Source organism: Flavobacterium sp. (assembly GCF_036405015.1).
In the GTDB taxonomy this organism is placed as follows: domain Bacteria; phylum Bacteroidota; class Bacteroidia; order Flavobacteriales; family Flavobacteriaceae; genus Flavobacterium.
Genome location: NZ_DASWYK010000254.1, coordinates 27,732 through 43,181, shown reverse-complemented (window position 1 = coordinate 43,181; position 15,450 = coordinate 27,732). Strand labels below are relative to the sequence as shown.

13 protein-coding genes and 1 pseudogene are annotated in these 15,450 nt (G+C 33.3%); 13 read left to right on the top strand and 1 reads right to left on the bottom strand.

Going from position 1 to position 15,450, the window contains the following annotated elements; all coding sequences use genetic code 11:
* The 12 genes and pseudogenes from VGE71_RS22360 to VGE71_RS22305 all read left to right on the top strand — a co-directional run.
* Positions 1-680 (top strand): annotated as a pseudogene (locus VGE71_RS22360) (patatin); the annotation flags it as partial.
* Positions 681-997: 317 nt separating this feature from the next.
* The gene (locus VGE71_RS22355; RefSeq protein WP_331140307.1) at positions 998-2,155 is read left to right on the top strand and encodes a homogentisate 1,2-dioxygenase; all 1,158 of its coding nucleotides are present in this window, start codon (positions 998-1,000) and stop codon (positions 2,153-2,155) included.
* Between the two features lie 249 nt (positions 2,156-2,404).
* Entirely contained in the window at positions 2,405-3,565 is a 1,161-nt protein-coding gene (gene hppD / locus VGE71_RS22350; protein WP_071635490.1) for a 4-hydroxyphenylpyruvate dioxygenase, read from the top strand.
* A gap of 298 nt (positions 3,566-3,863) precedes the next feature.
* Positions 3,864-4,637 (top strand): DUF3108 domain-containing protein, encoded by a 774-nt coding sequence (locus tag VGE71_RS22345; protein WP_331140306.1) that lies wholly within the window; start codon positions 3,864-3,866, stop codon positions 4,635-4,637.
* Positions 4,634-5,572 carry a tryptophan 2,3-dioxygenase family protein gene (locus tag VGE71_RS22340; protein ID WP_331140305.1) on the top strand — a complete coding sequence of 313 codons (939 nt, stop codon included), beginning with the start codon at positions 4,634-4,636 and terminating at the stop codon, positions 5,570-5,572. The genes VGE71_RS22345 and VGE71_RS22340 overlap by 4 nt, the downstream gene beginning before the upstream one ends.
* Positions 5,573-5,599: 27 nt before the next feature.
* Positions 5,600-6,823, top strand: a complete 1,224-nt coding sequence (locus VGE71_RS22335; protein WP_331140304.1) for a peptidoglycan DD-metalloendopeptidase family protein — start codon at positions 5,600-5,602, stop codon at positions 6,821-6,823.
* A 222-nt stretch (positions 6,824-7,045) separates the two neighbouring features.
* Positions 7,046-7,666, top strand: a complete 621-nt coding sequence (locus VGE71_RS22330; protein ID WP_331140303.1) for a hypothetical protein — start codon at positions 7,046-7,048, stop codon at positions 7,664-7,666.
* Between the two features lie 6 nt (positions 7,667-7,672).
* A complete protein-coding gene (locus tag VGE71_RS22325) occupies positions 7,673-8,014 on the top strand; it encodes a hypothetical protein (protein ID WP_331140302.1) in 342 nt (113 codons plus the stop codon).
* Between the two features lie 103 nt (positions 8,015-8,117).
* A complete protein-coding gene (pgi, locus tag VGE71_RS22320) occupies positions 8,118-9,761 on the top strand; it encodes a glucose-6-phosphate isomerase (RefSeq protein ID WP_331140301.1) in 1,644 nt (547 codons plus the stop codon).
* Between the two features lie 320 nt (positions 9,762-10,081).
* Positions 10,082-13,363 (top strand): TonB-dependent receptor, encoded by a 3,282-nt coding sequence (locus VGE71_RS22315; protein ID WP_331140300.1) that lies wholly within the window; start codon positions 10,082-10,084, stop codon positions 13,361-13,363.
* Positions 13,364-13,467: 104 nt separating this feature from the next.
* On the top strand, positions 13,468-13,890 hold the full coding sequence (locus VGE71_RS22310; RefSeq protein ID WP_095953867.1) for a hypothetical protein: 423 nt from the start codon (positions 13,468-13,470) through the stop codon (positions 13,888-13,890).
* A 92-nt stretch (positions 13,891-13,982) separates the two neighbouring features.
* Positions 13,983-14,474: a septal ring lytic transglycosylase RlpA family protein gene (locus VGE71_RS22305; RefSeq protein ID WP_331140299.1), complete on the top strand. Its 492-nt coding sequence runs from the start codon at positions 13,983-13,985 to the stop codon at positions 14,472-14,474.
* 31 nt (positions 14,475-14,505) lie between these two features.
* Here the strand turns inward: VGE71_RS22305 and VGE71_RS22300 are convergent, their stop codons facing one another.
* Positions 14,506-14,961, bottom strand: coding sequence for a DinB family protein (locus VGE71_RS22300; protein ID WP_331140298.1), 456 nt, complete (start codon positions 14,959-14,961; stop codon positions 14,506-14,508).
* 79 nt (positions 14,962-15,040) lie between these two features.
* Here VGE71_RS22300 and VGE71_RS22295 point away from each other — a divergent pair, with 79 nt between their 5' ends.
* Positions 15,041-15,388: an arsenate reductase family protein gene (locus VGE71_RS22295; protein WP_331140297.1), complete on the top strand. Its 348-nt coding sequence runs from the start codon at positions 15,041-15,043 to the stop codon at positions 15,386-15,388.
* The last annotated feature ends 62 nt before the right edge of the window (positions 15,389-15,450 follow it).

Genomic DNA, 15,450 nt, shown 5'->3' with positions numbered 1-15,450 from the left:
AGAAGTTTTTAATGGGCGGTGGATTAGAATATAAATATCTAAAGATCAATTCACCTACTTTGGCCAACGAAGACAATATTATTGACAAAAGCAGTTATTTTAGTGCATTTGCGTATTTAAAATATGATTCGTTTGATGATAAATATTATCCAAGTTCCGGATTGTATTTTTCTACTGACTTGCAAACTTATCTCGCATCTTCAGATTACACGAATACTTTCAAACCTTTTTCAATGGCAAAAGCCGAAGTTTCTTTTGTGAATCCTTTGTTTAGAAGAGCTACTTTTAAGATCGATGCCGAAGCTGGTTTTACTTTTGGAAACAGCAGCGTTCCGTTTTTTGACTTTATTTTAGGAGGTTATGGCTACAGCAAAATCAACAACTTCAATTATTTTTATGGATATGATTTTTTAAGCATTGCTGGAAATAGTTTTATAAAAACAGGAATTACTTTAGATTATGAAATCCTAAGAAAAAACCACATTAATCTTTCTGCCAATTTTGCCAATTTAGGAAATGATATTTTCAATGGTGTTGATTGGATTTCGATGCCGAAATATACAGGTTATGCTGTAGGTTACGGATTAGAAACTATTATTGGACCAATCGAAATCAAACAATCTTGGTCGCCAGAAATGTCAAGAGGTTTTACTTGGTTCAGCATTGGATTCTTGTTTTAGTATTTTCACAAAGAATACTTCAATAAAATCGTACTATTTTTTTGCTATGTAAAAATTATATCAAAAAACTTTAAATTATTTTAGTTATAATTAATATAATTTTTATTTTTACTTCGAAAAAATTACGACATTTGTTATAATGAAAACAAAATGGACAGGTTTATTAGAGTATCTTCAATTCCTCATCAAGAGAAATCCTGAGTAAGCTATCGAATTGAGATAATTAGGTCATTCAAAAAAAGGAATGATTGAATTATCTGTTCAGACAATTCTAATTTTCGAATTATCTAATTTACAAATTATCTAATTGAAAAGCCATGCCATTATATCACAAACTCGGAGATTTTCCGCAAAAGCGACACACCCAATTTGAAAAACCAGAAGGCGGTTTTTACTACGAACAATTATTTGGAACCGAAGGTTTTCACGGACATTCGTCATTATCTTATCATGTTCACAGACCTACACAGGTTAAAGAAATTTTAAACTCTTATTCGGTTGAACCTAAAATTGCAATCGGAAAAAACATAAAATCATTACTTTTTAAAGGTTTTGAATTAAAACCTGAAAAAGACTTTTTGGACAGCCGAAAAGCAATGTTGGTCAACAAAGATTGTATTATTGGTTTGGCTTCGCCGAAAGAATCACTTCGAAATTATTTCTACAAAAATGCCGATGCCGATGAAATGCTTTTCATTCACAGAGGAAAAGGAAAATTAAGAACCATGTTAGGAAATATTCCGTTTGAATATGGCGATTATTTGATTATTCCGCGTGGCATTATTTATCAGATTGATTTCGAAACAGAAGACAATAGACTTTTTTATGTAGAATCATACTCTCCATTTTATACGCCAAAACGTTATAAAAACCAATCGGGTCAGCATTTAGAACACTCTCCATTTTGCGAACGTGATTTTATTCTACCTAACGAATTGGAAACGTATGACGAAAAAGGTGATTTTTTAATTAAAATCAAAAAAGAAGGAATGATGCATGAAGTGGTTTACGCCACGCATCCGTTTGACGTTGTAGGCTGGGATGGCTATAACTTTCCTTACGGATTCTCCATTCACAATTTCGAACCTATAACTGGACGCGTTCACCAACCGCCGCCAGTACATCAAACTTTTGAAACGGCTACTTTTGTCGTTTGTTCATTCTGCCCAAGACTTTACGATTATCATCCTAAAGCGATTCCGGCGCCATACAATCACAGCAATATAGATTCTGACGAAGTACTATATTATGTTGATGGCGATTTTATGAGTCGTAATAATATTGAGCAAGGTCATATCACTTTACACCCAAAAGGAATTCCGCACGGACCAGCGCCTGGAGCAATGGAACGCAGTATCGGTCACAAAGAAACTCAAGAATTAGCTGTTATGGTGGATACTTTCCGTCCATTAATGGTTACCGAAGAAGCTATGGGATTGGATGATGGGAAATATTACAAATCCTGGACGGAATAGTTAATTCATGTAACGCAGAGTTCGCGGAGGATTTTCGCAAAGATCACAAAGGTTTTTTTGAGGAAGTTTTATCAAACAAGTTCACAGAGCTTGTGTTTATTATTAATTCAGAAAATCTAAATAATAGAAAACTTTGCGCTCTTTGCGATTGCCTTTGCGCTCTTTGCGGTTAAAAAAAAATCTTAAAAACAACACTAACACTTCGGCTTCAATCAATTAAACGATTAACCGATTAAACAAATAAACATCATGTCAAAAGAAGTAAAATCAGTAGAATACGGATTAGAGAAAATATTCGAAGGAGCACAAGATTTCCTTCCATTATTAGGAACAGATTATGTAGAATTCTATGTTGGAAATGCGAAACAATCTGCACATTATTATAAAACAGCTTTCGGATATCAATCATTGGCTTATGCCGGATTAGAAACTGGAGTAAAAGACAAAGCATCTTATGTTTTGAAACAAGACAAAATCAGAATTGTTTTGACTACACCTTTAACAGCTGATTCTCCAATCAATGAACATTTGAAAAAACATGGAGACGGCGTAAAAGTTGCCGCGCTTTGGGTTGAAGATGCTACAAAATCTTACGAAGAAACGATGAAACGTGGCGCACGTTCTTTTATGGAACCGACTGTTGAAGAAGATGAATTTGGCCAAGTAATTCGTTCTGGAATTTATACTTACGGAGAAACCGTTCACATTTTCGTAGAAAGAAAAAACTACAACGGAGTTTTCCTTCCAGGTTACAAAGAATGGAAATCAGACTACAATCCAGAACCAACTGGATTAAAATATATTGACCACATGGTTGGAAATGTGGGCTGGAATGAAATGAATACTTGGGTAAAATTCTATGAAGATGTAATGGGATTTGTGAATTTCCTTTCTTTTGATGACAAACAAATCACTACAGAATATTCTGCTTTGATGAGTAAAGTAATGTCAAACGGAAACGGAAGAATTAAATTTCCAATCAACGAACCAGCTGAAGGAAAGAAAAAATCGCAGATTGAAGAATATTTAGATTTCTACGGCGGACCTGGAATTCAGCATATTGCTATTGCAACAGACGATATTATTAAAACAGTATCACAGCTAAGAGCACGTGGTGTCGAATTTTTATCTGCTCCTCCTCATACTTATTATCAAGCAATTCCAGAAAGATTAGGAGTTCACATGGATATGATGAAAGAAGACATTAATGAAATCGAAAAACTAGCCATTATGGTGGATGCCGATGAAGATGGTTATTTATTGCAGATTTTCACAAAACCAGTTCAAGACAGACCAACACTTTTCTTCGAAATTATTCAAAGAATGGGAGCAAAAGGATTTGGTGCAGGTAACTTTAAAGCTCTTTTTGAGTCAATTGAAAGAGAACAAGAATTAAGAGGAACTTTGTAAAAATGCATTTTTTTTGCATTTAAACGAGGATTTCACCAAAAAAGGATGCTTTTTTTGCAAATGTTATGTTAAACTTGACTTTGGCTATTTGAAATCTGAACTTTCTATCTATCTTTGCACTCGCAAATCAGGAAGGGGTGGTTTCCTTCCGAATTGATATAAATTTCATAATTTATAGTTTTTTGGTTAGTTAATAGCATAAAAACTCAGTCATTCTTGACTGAGTTTTTTTGTTTTGGTACATTTGGAATAGAATTTGCATTTCTCTATCTTTATATATAGATGTAAAAAATGTACTATGAAAAAACTCATTCTCACTATATTAGTTCTCACTTGCTTTGCTTTCGATTCTCAAAAAGAGGATGCATTTGACACAGGAGAATTTTTTAAGTTCAGGATTCACTACGGAATTGTCAACGCTGGTTATGCAACTCTCGAATTAAAAGATGCAACCATCAGCAACAAAAAAGTATATCATGCTGTTGGTAAAGGTTATACAACCGGAATGTCTAAATTCTTTTTTAAAGTTGAAGACTTGTACGAAAGTTATTTTGACAAAGAAACAGGTAATCCTTACCGATATGTTCGAAAAATTGATGAAGGAGGTTACACCAAAAATCAAGAAGGTTTTTTCAATCAAACGGAAAACAAAGTTTTAGTAAAAGATTACAAACGCAAATCAGAAAAAACAATCGTAATTACTGATAATGTGCAAGATATTGTTTCTTCTTTTTACTTTCTTAGAAATCATCCGAACATTGACAAATTAAAATCAGGAGAAGCGATTACAATAGATATGTTTTTTGATGATGAAATCACAAAATTTAAGTTAAAATTTGTAGGCCGTCAAGATATTACAACTAAATTTGGAACGGTTTCTACGATGGTCTTCAAACCTTTGGTACAAACCGGAAGAGTCTTCAAAGAGAAAGAAAGCTTAACGCTCTGGATCACAGACGACGACAACAAAATTCCAATTAGAATTAAAGCAGATCTGGCTGTTGGATCCCTAAAAGCAGATCTCGATGAATATAAAGGATTGAAAAGTCCGCTTAAAGTAAAAAAGAAATGAATTTAACTGATAATTCAGAAGCAATTTTAAAAGAAATTGATCTTAAATTTCAAGCCATAAATCAAAAAACTGATGTTCAGTTAGAAGGATTGCTTTGGGCTAAACCAATCACTTATTGGGATTACATTCAAACCGATGCTTTATTAAATCTACAAATTCAGCGCACCACACTTCCTGACGAAATGGTTTTCATCATGTACCATCAGGTAAACGAATTAATTTTTAAAATGATTCTGTGGGAAATTGATCAAATTGCTGCCACAGAAAATATTCAGGTTGATTTTTTCAGCGAAAGATTGTCAAGAATTACCAGATATTTTGATATGCTTACCAATTCTTTCAGTATTATGGAAAACGGAATGGAAGTCGATCAGTATATGAAATTCAGAAATACACTTACTCCTGCAAGTGGTTTTCAAAGCGCACAATATAGAATGATCGAATTTGCCTCGACTGATGTTATCAATTTAACAGATCGCAGATACAAAGCAAACTTTGATGAAAATACAGATTTAGAAACCAGTTTTGAACATTTGTATTGGCAAGCTGCAGGAAAAGATTATCAGACAGGCGAAAAATCATATTTACTTCAGGAATTCGAAAACAAATATAAAGGTCAGTTTTTACGACAAATGTCAACTTTTAAGACTAAAAATATCTGGCAAAAATTTTCGCAACTTCCAGAACAAGATCAGCAAAATCCGGAATTAATCGCAGCCATGCGTCACTATGATAAAACCGTGAATATCACTTGGGTTATGCAACATCTTAACACGGCAAGAAAATACATTTTGGAAAGTGGAAAAGGTAATGGAGAAGCTACAGGCGGAAGTGACTGGCAAAAATATATGCATCCAAAATACCAAAAACGCATCTTTTTTCCTAAATTGTGGACCGAAGAAGAATTGTCCAATTGGGGAAATGAAAACGAATAAAAATTTCGCCACAAAAATCCAAAAAGTTTGAAAAAAGCAGTCGTAATTTTAATTGTCTTGTTTTCTATTTTTTCATGTAAAAAAACAGAAGAAAAAAAAGTAGAAACAAAAATTACTAAACCAGCAACCAAAAAAATAGAATTCGGTTTTAATTACGCAGATTTCAATATTGTTAATGATACTATCTCAAAAGGAGACTCTTTTGGCTCGATCCTGCAAAGTCAGAATATTGGAAACAAAAAAGTTTTTGACATTGTAGAACAAGTTAAAGATTCTTTTAATGTTAGAAGTATTCGCTACGGCAAACCTTTCACTTTACTTCGTTCAAAAAACAAAACCAACAATTTACAGGTTTTTATTTATCAGCCAGACGCTTTAAGCTATTATGTTATTGACTTACGTGATAGTATTGCCAAAGCATATAAAAAAGTAAAACCAGTTACCTTAAAAAGAAAAATGATTGGCGGCGTTTTAAAAAGCTCACTTTCTGAAACTTTAGGAAACGAAAGTGTCGAAACAGCTTTAGCAAGCAGAATCACCAAAGTATTTTCATGGTCTATTGACTTTTTCAAACTTAAAAAAGGAGATCGTTACGGATTAATTTTCACAGAAAGATTCATCAACGGAAAAACGTATGATGGTGTCGAAGATCTTGAAGCAGCATTTTTTGAATATAAAGGAAAAATCATTTATGCTTTCCCTTTTGAAAGAGACACTACTTCTGGAAAAATTGAATATTACGATGATGAAGGAAAAACACTTAAAAACTTCTTTCTAAAAACTCCAATTAAATTCAGCAGAATCACTTCTAGATTCACGATGAACAGATACCATCCGGTACAACATACTTGGAAAGCACATAAAGGAACAGATTATGCTGCTCCAACAGGAACCCCAATTTCAACAACAGCTTCGGGAGTTGTAGAAGTAACAGGATACACCGCAGGAAACGGAAACTTTGTAAAAGTAAAACATAACGGAACCTACTCTACTCAATATCTACACATGTCTAAAATTTTGGTTCGCCGCGGACAACGCGTTACTCAAGGCCAGACCATTGGTTTAGTTGGAAGTACAGGTTTAGCTTCTGGACCTCACGTTTGTTATCGTTTCTGGAAAAACGGAGTACAAGTTGATGCACTTCGATTGAATCTTCCAACAGGAGAATCTTTGACAGGAAATGATAAAACGCGTTTCATGAAACAAATGGAACCTTTGAAAAGAGAATTGGACAGTATTGGAAATTTGTAAAGAACCCGTTTAAAAAAAAGATTTAACACATAGAAACATAGATTTTTCTTTCTGGGAAAGGGAATTGAAAGAAACTAGTTTCTAACACATAGCTTTGTGCATTTCCGCAATCGAAACGTCTTTGACGACAAAGCAAATCTATGTTTCTATGTGTTAAAACAATTATAATCAACGGATTAAATTAACTACATTTTTTTTAGAAATCTTTTGAAATCGAAAGTCATGAAAAATGAACGCCTTAGAACCATTTACCATGAAACTTTTTCTGGTTTAAAATTATTTTACAGAGACACCAATCTCTCTGAAAATTTAATTTCGAATTACAAAATTGGACAAATCATTCAAGAAAAAGGCTTTACTGATATGAGTTCAATTGGCGGAGGACTTTCTGTAAATTTGAGATATCTGATTGCCAGTGCTCATGCAAAAGATTTATCAAAATTCAATCCTGATTCTGCCAAAAACGGTCATTTTCTTTTAGACTCGATTGCTTATTTTAAAGTTTTGGACATTCAAAAAATGGATGACAAAACACAAGTTTTTCTTTTAAATATTCCAGACAATTCAATTTCACTTTTCAAAAATTCATCTTCCAATTTAGAAGAAGAAATTATAGAAAAGGCTCAAAAACGCTTTCGCGAAAAAATCGACGCTCCTTTAATTCCAGAATTACAAACCGAAAACTGGAAAGAAAGAACGAAACTTCCACTCGGGATGAATGAAAATGGAGAATTATTTTTTGATGATTCTAAAATTAAAACAGAATCTACAAAAAGAATTGATGTTGATGTAACTAAGAAAGTTATAGCAATTAATAAAAAACCTTGGTGGAAATTTTGGTAAAAACCAATGAAACACATTCTATTAATATTGTTCGCCTTAATCGCAATTGGTTGTTCTAAACCAAAAACTTTTCTCTTAAATGATAACGAGAAGAACAAATATTATGTCTCAGAATTTGTAAATACTGTCTTTGAAAAAGATCTAATTGACAGCTCTCCTTTAGTTGTAATAAACGGAATACCATTTAAATACAACAAAAGTAAAGACACTATATTATTACCTCTTAAAAAATCAGATATCTATAGTTTAGATTTCGTAAACAAAAATAGCAGTCGAATAATTTACAACGAAAAAGAAAATGACGGTGCCATAATTATAACCTGCAAAATTGAAACTCAGAATCCATAAAACGTTTTCGTAACTAATTGTTATATAATCGCCAACCATTCCCCTTTTAAAAGTTATTTCAGTATTTTTGTGTTTCAAGAAACAAACTCAATTATAGATAAAAATGGCTTTAAACACAACAAACCCAACCGGGACTGAAGCGTGGAAAAATCTCCAAAACCACTATAACGCAATTCACGAAACCACAATACAAGAATTGTTTCAACAAGATAGTGCACGTGCCGAAAAATTCAACTTACAATGGAACGATTTCCTTGTAGATTATTCAAAAAACAATATTAGTCAGGAAACCATTTCTCTTTTATTAGAACTGGCAAATTCAATCGGATTAAAAAATGCAATCGCTGATTATTTTGGTGGTGAATTAATTAACAAAACAGAAAACCGCGCTGTTCTTCATACAGCTTTACGTGCTCCAGAAACAGCAGTAATTAAGGTTGACGGAGAAAATGTAATTCCTGAAGTTTATGAAGTAAAAAACAAAATCAAGAGTTTTACTCAGGAAGTAATCTCTGGAGAAAGAAAAGGTTTCACTGGAAAAGCTTTTACAGATATCGTAAATATCGGAATTGGAGGCTCGGACCTTGGCCCTGTTATGGCGGTTGAAGCTTTACAATTTTATAAAAATCATTTAAATACACATTTCGTTTCAAACGTTGATGGTGACCATGTAAATGAAGTTATAAAAAAACTAGATCCAGAAACGACACTTTTCGTAATTGTTTCTAAAACCTTCACTACTCAGGAAACACTTTCTAATTCTGAGACTATTAAAGAATGGTTTTTGAAATCGGCTTCTCAAGAAGATATTGCAAAACACTTTGTAGCGGTTTCTACAAATATCCAAAAAGTAACAGAGTTCGGAATTAACCCAGATAACGTTTTTCCTATGTGGGATTGGGTTGGAGGAAGATTTTCGCTTTGGAGCGCAGTAGGACTAAGCATTGCTTTGGCTGTTGGATTTGATAATTATAATGATTTATTAGCTGGTGCATATGAAATGGACGAACATTTCAAATCGGCAGAATTTGACGAAAACATTCCAGTTATTTTAGCTTTATTAAGCGTTTGGTATAATAATTTTTATGGTGCCGAAAGTGAAGCTTTGATTCCGTACACACAATATTTACACAAACTTGCTCCTTACTTGCAACAAGCTTTTATGGAAAGTAACGGAAAAAGTGTTGGCCGTGACGGAAAACCGGTAAACTACCAAACAGGAACAATTATTTGGGGAGAACCTGGAACAAACTCGCAACATGCTTTCTTCCAATTAATTCACCAAGGAACAAAAAGAATCCCAACAGACTTTATTGGATTTGTAAAACCTCTTTACGGAAACGAAGATCATCATGACAAACTAATGTCCAATTTCTTTGCTCAAACTGAAGCTTTAATGAACGGAAAAACCGAAGCTCAAGTTCAGGCAGAATTTGACAAACAAGGACTTTCAGCTGAAAAGGCATCTTACTTATTACCTTTTAAAGTATTTACTGGAAACAAACCAACGAACACTATTTTAATTCAGAAACTAACCCCAAAAAGCTTAGGATCTTTAATTGCATTGTACGAACACAAGATTTTTGTACAGGGAATTATTTGGAATATTTTTAGTTTTGATCAGTGGGGAGTTGAACTAGGTAAGCAATTAGCTAATTCTATTTTAGACGAAATCAATTCTAAGACTGTAAAAACTCACGATAGTTCGACTACTTTTTTGCTAAATCATTTCTTAAAAAATAAGTAAAAAATCAAAATTTAAATATTTCATAACACTTTGAAACGTCTTAATTTAACCTAAATTAAGGCGTTTTTTCGCATAAAACACCGACAAAAAGACTAAAAATATCGTCTATTTGCACGTTTTCACCTACAACATAATTCAAATTTTTACATAATTAACAAAATATCATAATAAAAATTTAAGAAATCGATATTTTTTTTATAGAAAACAGAAAAATTCATTTTAATGCGCAACACAAAAGACAAAACTTATTTTTCTTAACATTTCGATAACATTATCTGAGTTATTTGTTATAATTTTGCCAAAAACAAATAACAAAACAGATGAAAAAATTGTCAAAGTTTCTCTTACTGCTTTTAGCGTTTATTTATGCAGGAGATATTTATGCGCAAGGTAACACAACTTCTTCTATCACTGGAGTTGTTTACGATTCGCAAAACAAGTCCCTTCCAGGAGCAACGATTCTTGCAGTTCATGAGGCTTCAGGTAGCCGTTATTCAACAACAACGGATTTTGATGGTCACTTTAGAATCTCTAACATGCGTGTTGGTGGTCCTTACAAAATTGAAGTGACTTTCATAGGTTTCACAACCTACACAGAATCAGGAGTATATCTTCAACTTGGTGATTCAAAAAATTTAAAAGCTGTCTTAAAAGACGAAACAAACCAACTTAGTGAAGTTGTTGTTATGGGTAAAAAAGACCCAACTTTCAACTCTAAAAAGACTGGTGCTCAAACCATTATCGATCACGAAAAGATAACAGAATTACCTTCGTTATCAAGAAATATCGCTGATTTTGCTAGACTTACACCACAAGCGCAAATGCGTGGAGATGATGTAATCTCAATCGGTGGACAAAATAACAGATTCAACGCAATCTACATTGACGGAGCTGTAAACAATGACGTTTTCGGTTTAGCTGCAAACGGTACTAACGGTGGACAAACAGGAGTTTCTCCAATTTCATTAGATGCAATTGAGCAATTCCAAGTGAGTGTTTCTCCTTACGATGTTAAATTATCAGGATTCGCTGGAGGAGCAATTAGTGCTATTACACGTTCTGGAACAAATAACTTTGATGGATCTGCTTATTTCTTATACAGAGATCAGTCTTTAGCTGGAAAAACTCCACAAAAAGCAAGCAGTACTGCTGAAAGAAAAAAATTAGCTGATTTTACAGCACAAACTTATGGTGTAAGAGCTGGAGGAGCAATTATCAAAGATAAATTATTCTACTTCATCAACTACGAAAGACAAGACAACCAAACACCAGCTCCATTTGATATCAACAATTATACTGGAAACATTGGTGTAAGTGGTACAAATCCTTATAGCGGAGCAGTTGCACAACAAAGAATTGATGCATTGACTAACTATTTAGGAACAGCTTACAACTACAACCCAGGTGGTTTTACAAACAACACAAGTAGTTTAGTATCTGACAAATTAATTGCAAAAATAGATTATAACATTAACGATAATCACAAAATCTCTGTTAAGAACAGTTACGTTAAAGCAACAAACTTCTCACCATATCGTTCAACTGCAACAGCAATTAACTTTACTAACGGAGCTCAAGAATTTACATCTACTACAAACTCTTCATCATTGGAGTGGAATGCTAGAATTAGTAATAAATTTTCAAACAACTTAGTAGTTGGTTATACTTCAGTAAATGACGATAGAGATCCTTCAGGAAATCCATTCCCTACTGTAGAAATTAGAGATGGTTCTGGTACAATTTACTTTGGAGCAGAAACTAACTCAACTGCAAACTTATTAAACCAAAGAACTCTTACTGTTACTGACAACTTTGAGATCAACACTGGTAGACATAACATCCTTATTGGTACTCACAACGAGTTTTCATACGCTAAAAACGTATTTATCTCTAGAAACTTCGGTTACTACCAATACAACAACTTAAATGACTTCATGAACAATGCTAAACCAATCAGATTCCGTTTAGGATACTCATTGTTTGGTGGTTCAGGAGACGATTCTCAAGGTGCTGCTGAATTCAACATGAACCAATACGGTTTATATGTTCAAGACAACATTAGAGTTACTGACAACTTTAGAGTTTCTGTAGGTGTACGTGCTGACATGCCAGTTTGGGAAAACGGTAACGTAAACACTGACTTTAACGAAAGAACTATTCCAATCTTAGAAGCTGCTGGAAAAGATTTAAAAGGAGCTAAAGTTGGACAAGCAATTCAAAATACTGTTCATTTCTCTCCAAGAGTTGGATTCAACTACGATGTAAACGGAGATAAAGAAACTCAAATACGTGGAGGTATTGGTGTATTTACATCAAGAGTTCCTTTAGTATGGCCAGGTGGAGCTTACAACAACAATGGTGTTTCTCAAAATGCTATTGATATCAGAACAACTGCTGCTGCTCCATTCTTCAATCCAAATACAAGTGTTGACAGCCAACTTTACAGCAATGGTGTTGCTTTAGGACCACTTCCAGGAAGCGGACAAACAGGTGGAAACATCGATTTATTTGCTAAAGATTTCAAATTACCACAAGTTTTAAAAACAAGTCTTGCATTTGATCGTAAACTTCCAGGTGGATTAGTATTAACTGCTGAGGCAATCTTCAACGAAAACCTTAATGCAATTCAATATCAAAACTTAAACATCAAAGCTCCAACAAGTTATACTACTGGTGCTGATGTTAGACCAAGATACCCAAGTACTTTTGAAGATCCTAAATACCAAGGTATTTACTTAGCTTCTAACAAAAAAGCTGGTAGCGCTTGGAACACAAACTTAACTTTAACGAAATACTTTACTTCTGATTTTATTGATGCAAACATTTCTGCAACATATTCTTATGGAGAGTCTAAAGTTTGGATGGATGCTACAAGTTCTCAAAACAGTTCTCAATGGGCTTACATGGAAACTGTTAACGGTTCAAATGCAGTATCTGGTGTAACTAGATCAGATTTCGAGCAAGGTTCTAGAGTTATGGCTAACTCTTCTATCAAATTCAAATGGAACAAAAACATGAAGACTACTGTTGGTTTATACTACGAAGGTGCTCAAGGAACTCCATTTAGCTATGTATACAATGATAACGGTAGAATCTTAGGTGATACTTTCCAAAACTCAGCTTTACCTTATATCCCAGCTAACAAAAGTGAAATTAACTTAGTTACAGTAACTGGTAACTCTTTAACTCCAGACCAACAATGGGAAGCACTTGATGCTTTCATCTCTGGAAACAAGTACTTAAACAGCAGAAGAGGTAAATATGCAGAACGTAACGGTGATCGTTTAAACTGGAGCCATGTTATTGATTTAAAATTAGCTCAAGAATTTAAAGTTAACGTAGGTAAAAAAAGCCACAAGTTAGAGTTTACAGCTGATGTTTTCAACTTCACAAACATGTTAAACAAAAACTGGGGAAGAAGATACTTCGCTACAAACGACCAAGTATTATTACTTCAACAAGTTGGTTTCTTAGCAAACGGAACTACTCCAACATTCAACTTCAACCCGAATGTTGCAAACACACTTAACAATATTGATGATGTAGGTTTACAATCAGCAAGATGGCAAATGCAAGTTGGAGCTAGATATTCTTTCAACTAATAAAGAACCATCCTAAATAATAAAAAGGGCATTGACTTTTAAGTTTAATGCCCTTTTTTTTTACTCATTTTTGCTATATTTGTTTCAAACAAAAAACAAGGTTTATGTATAATTTTCTACAAAAATTTCACTCTGGCTGGGCATACTTAGCATTGCTTCTTTTATTGGTTGCAGTGGTAAATGCCATCATCGGAGTTACTTCAAAAAAGGAGTTTACAGCTAAAGATCGTAAAATCGCTTTATTCGCTTTAATCGGAACTCATACTCAATTATTGATTGGTCTGATTTTATATTTTGTTTCTCCATTAGGAAAAGCAGCTTTTGGACAAATGTCTAATGCAGAATTAAGATTAACATCTTTAGAACACCCATTAATCAATCTTATTGCTATCGTCCTAATCACAATTGGATGGTCTAAACATAAAAAATTAATCAATAGTGAAGCTAAATTTAAAACCTTTGCTATTTTTTACGGATTAGGATTGTTGCTTATTTTAAGTAGAATTCCTTGGAACCTTTGGTTCTAAAAAATACCAATTTAAAAGCCCTTTAACAGGGCTTTTTTTATCTCGGCATATTATTTGTACAAACTCCCCCCAAGTCTGAAAAAAAATAACCCATGAGAAATAAAAAAAACATTTTATTCGCCACAATCGCTCTGACTTTAATTAGCGGCTTTACTTATGTCATAAGCCAAACAAAACCTACAACAGAACCCAAAATTATTCAGGACACTGTTAAAAACGGAAGACCAAATCTTATTGCATTACCAATAGATTCTGTATTTACAGACAAAGGTTTAAAATTAAGACCATACAAAAAAAACGCTCATGCTTCCTACTATGCTGATCGTTTTAATGGAAAAAGAACTGCTAATGGAAGCCGATTCAACAACAACAATTATACTGCGGCTCACAAAAAACTTCCTTTTGGAACACGAGTTAAAGTAACAAACGAAGCCAACGGCAAATTCGTTATTGTAAAAATTACAGATCGCGGTCCTTTTGTAAAAACCAGAGAGATCGATTTATCCAAAAGAGCTTTTATGGATATCACCAAAAATAAAGGTGCAGGTGCTATGAAAGTTACAATTGAAACCATAGTAGAATAAAAAAATCCCGCTTCAAGCGGGATTTTCTATTTTAAACCAATTTTCTAAGATTCATTGCCATTCCAGAATGAATTCCTTCATGATAATTATTAAAATCTAAAGCGTCTTGTACTTTTCGAAGCGTAAATCCCATGCTGGTTGTGTATTCATGATAATCAACAAAAAGACCACTTTCAAAATCTTTTTTTGTTTTTTCTAAAGTTGTAAAAAGCAAAGTTTTTATCTCGTCAACTTCTTCTTGAGAAACATCTCCTTCTGGTTTCGTTCCCTTTTTATATTTTGCAATAAAATCTTCAGAAACCATAGTTGGCAGACCTGATAATTTATAAACCAAAACTTGCTGTGAAGAAATGCAATGTCCGACATTCCAAATGATATTGTTATTGAATCCTTCCGGCACTTTATTTAATTGCGCTAAAGAATGATTATCCAAAATTTTTAAGAGAATTTCTCTAATTGTTTTTTGTACTTCAAAAACTGAACTCATAATTTTATTTTTTTTCTAAAATTAGGCATTTTTAAGTTTCAAATGAATTTTCTTTGTAGTCTAACAAAATTCAAAAATCATGAACAAAATATATTATTTAGCTTCTTGCGATACTTGCCGAAAAATCATTAAAAGTTTACCTGAAAACGATTTGGTTTTCCAAGACATCAGACAAGATCCAATTACTGAAGAACAGCTTGAAGAAATGTACAAACTTTCAGGAAGTTACGAAGCCTTGTTCAGCAAAAAAGCACAATTGTACAAGTCAATGGGATTAAAAGACAAATCTTTGACCGAAGCTGATTTTAAAAAATACATTTTAGAACATTACACTTTCTTAAGTCGTCCTGTTTTTATTATTGATGGTAAGATTTACATCGGCAACAGCCAAAAAAATGTAGCCGAAGTAATAAAAGTATTATCGTAAGAATAGTATTAAATTAGCTATACAAAACTGATTTACAATTTACAACACAAAGCAGCAAACTT

Excerpts from the sequence above, each read along its gene's own strand:
- VGE71_RS22355 (WP_331140307.1), top strand. The coding sequence starts at position 998 with ATGCCATTATATCACAAACTCGGAGATTTTCCGCAAAAGCGACACACC.
- hppD (WP_071635490.1), top strand. The coding sequence starts at position 2,405 with ATGTCAAAAGAAGTAAAATCAGTAGAATACGGATTAGAGAAAATATTC.
- VGE71_RS22345 (WP_331140306.1), top strand. The coding sequence starts at position 3,864 with ATGAAAAAACTCATTCTCACTATATTAGTTCTCACTTGCTTTGCTTTC.
- VGE71_RS22340 (WP_331140305.1), top strand. The coding sequence starts at position 4,634 with ATGAATTTAACTGATAATTCAGAAGCAATTTTAAAAGAAATTGATCTT.
- VGE71_RS22330 (WP_331140303.1), top strand. The coding sequence starts at position 7,046 with ATGAAAAATGAACGCCTTAGAACCATTTACCATGAAACTTTTTCTGGT.
- VGE71_RS22325 (WP_331140302.1), top strand. The coding sequence starts at position 7,673 with ATGAAACACATTCTATTAATATTGTTCGCCTTAATCGCAATTGGTTGT.
- pgi (WP_331140301.1), top strand. The coding sequence starts at position 8,118 with ATGGCTTTAAACACAACAAACCCAACCGGGACTGAAGCGTGGAAAAAT.
- VGE71_RS22315 (WP_331140300.1), top strand. The coding sequence starts at position 10,082 with ATGAAAAAATTGTCAAAGTTTCTCTTACTGCTTTTAGCGTTTATTTAT.
- VGE71_RS22310 (WP_095953867.1), top strand. The coding sequence starts at position 13,468 with ATGTATAATTTTCTACAAAAATTTCACTCTGGCTGGGCATACTTAGCA.
- VGE71_RS22305 (WP_331140299.1), top strand. The coding sequence starts at position 13,983 with ATGAGAAATAAAAAAAACATTTTATTCGCCACAATCGCTCTGACTTTA.
- VGE71_RS22300 (WP_331140298.1), bottom strand. The coding sequence starts at position 14,961 with ATGAGTTCAGTTTTTGAAGTACAAAAAACAATTAGAGAAATTCTCTTA.
- VGE71_RS22295 (WP_331140297.1), top strand. The coding sequence starts at position 15,041 with ATGAACAAAATATATTATTTAGCTTCTTGCGATACTTGCCGAAAAATC.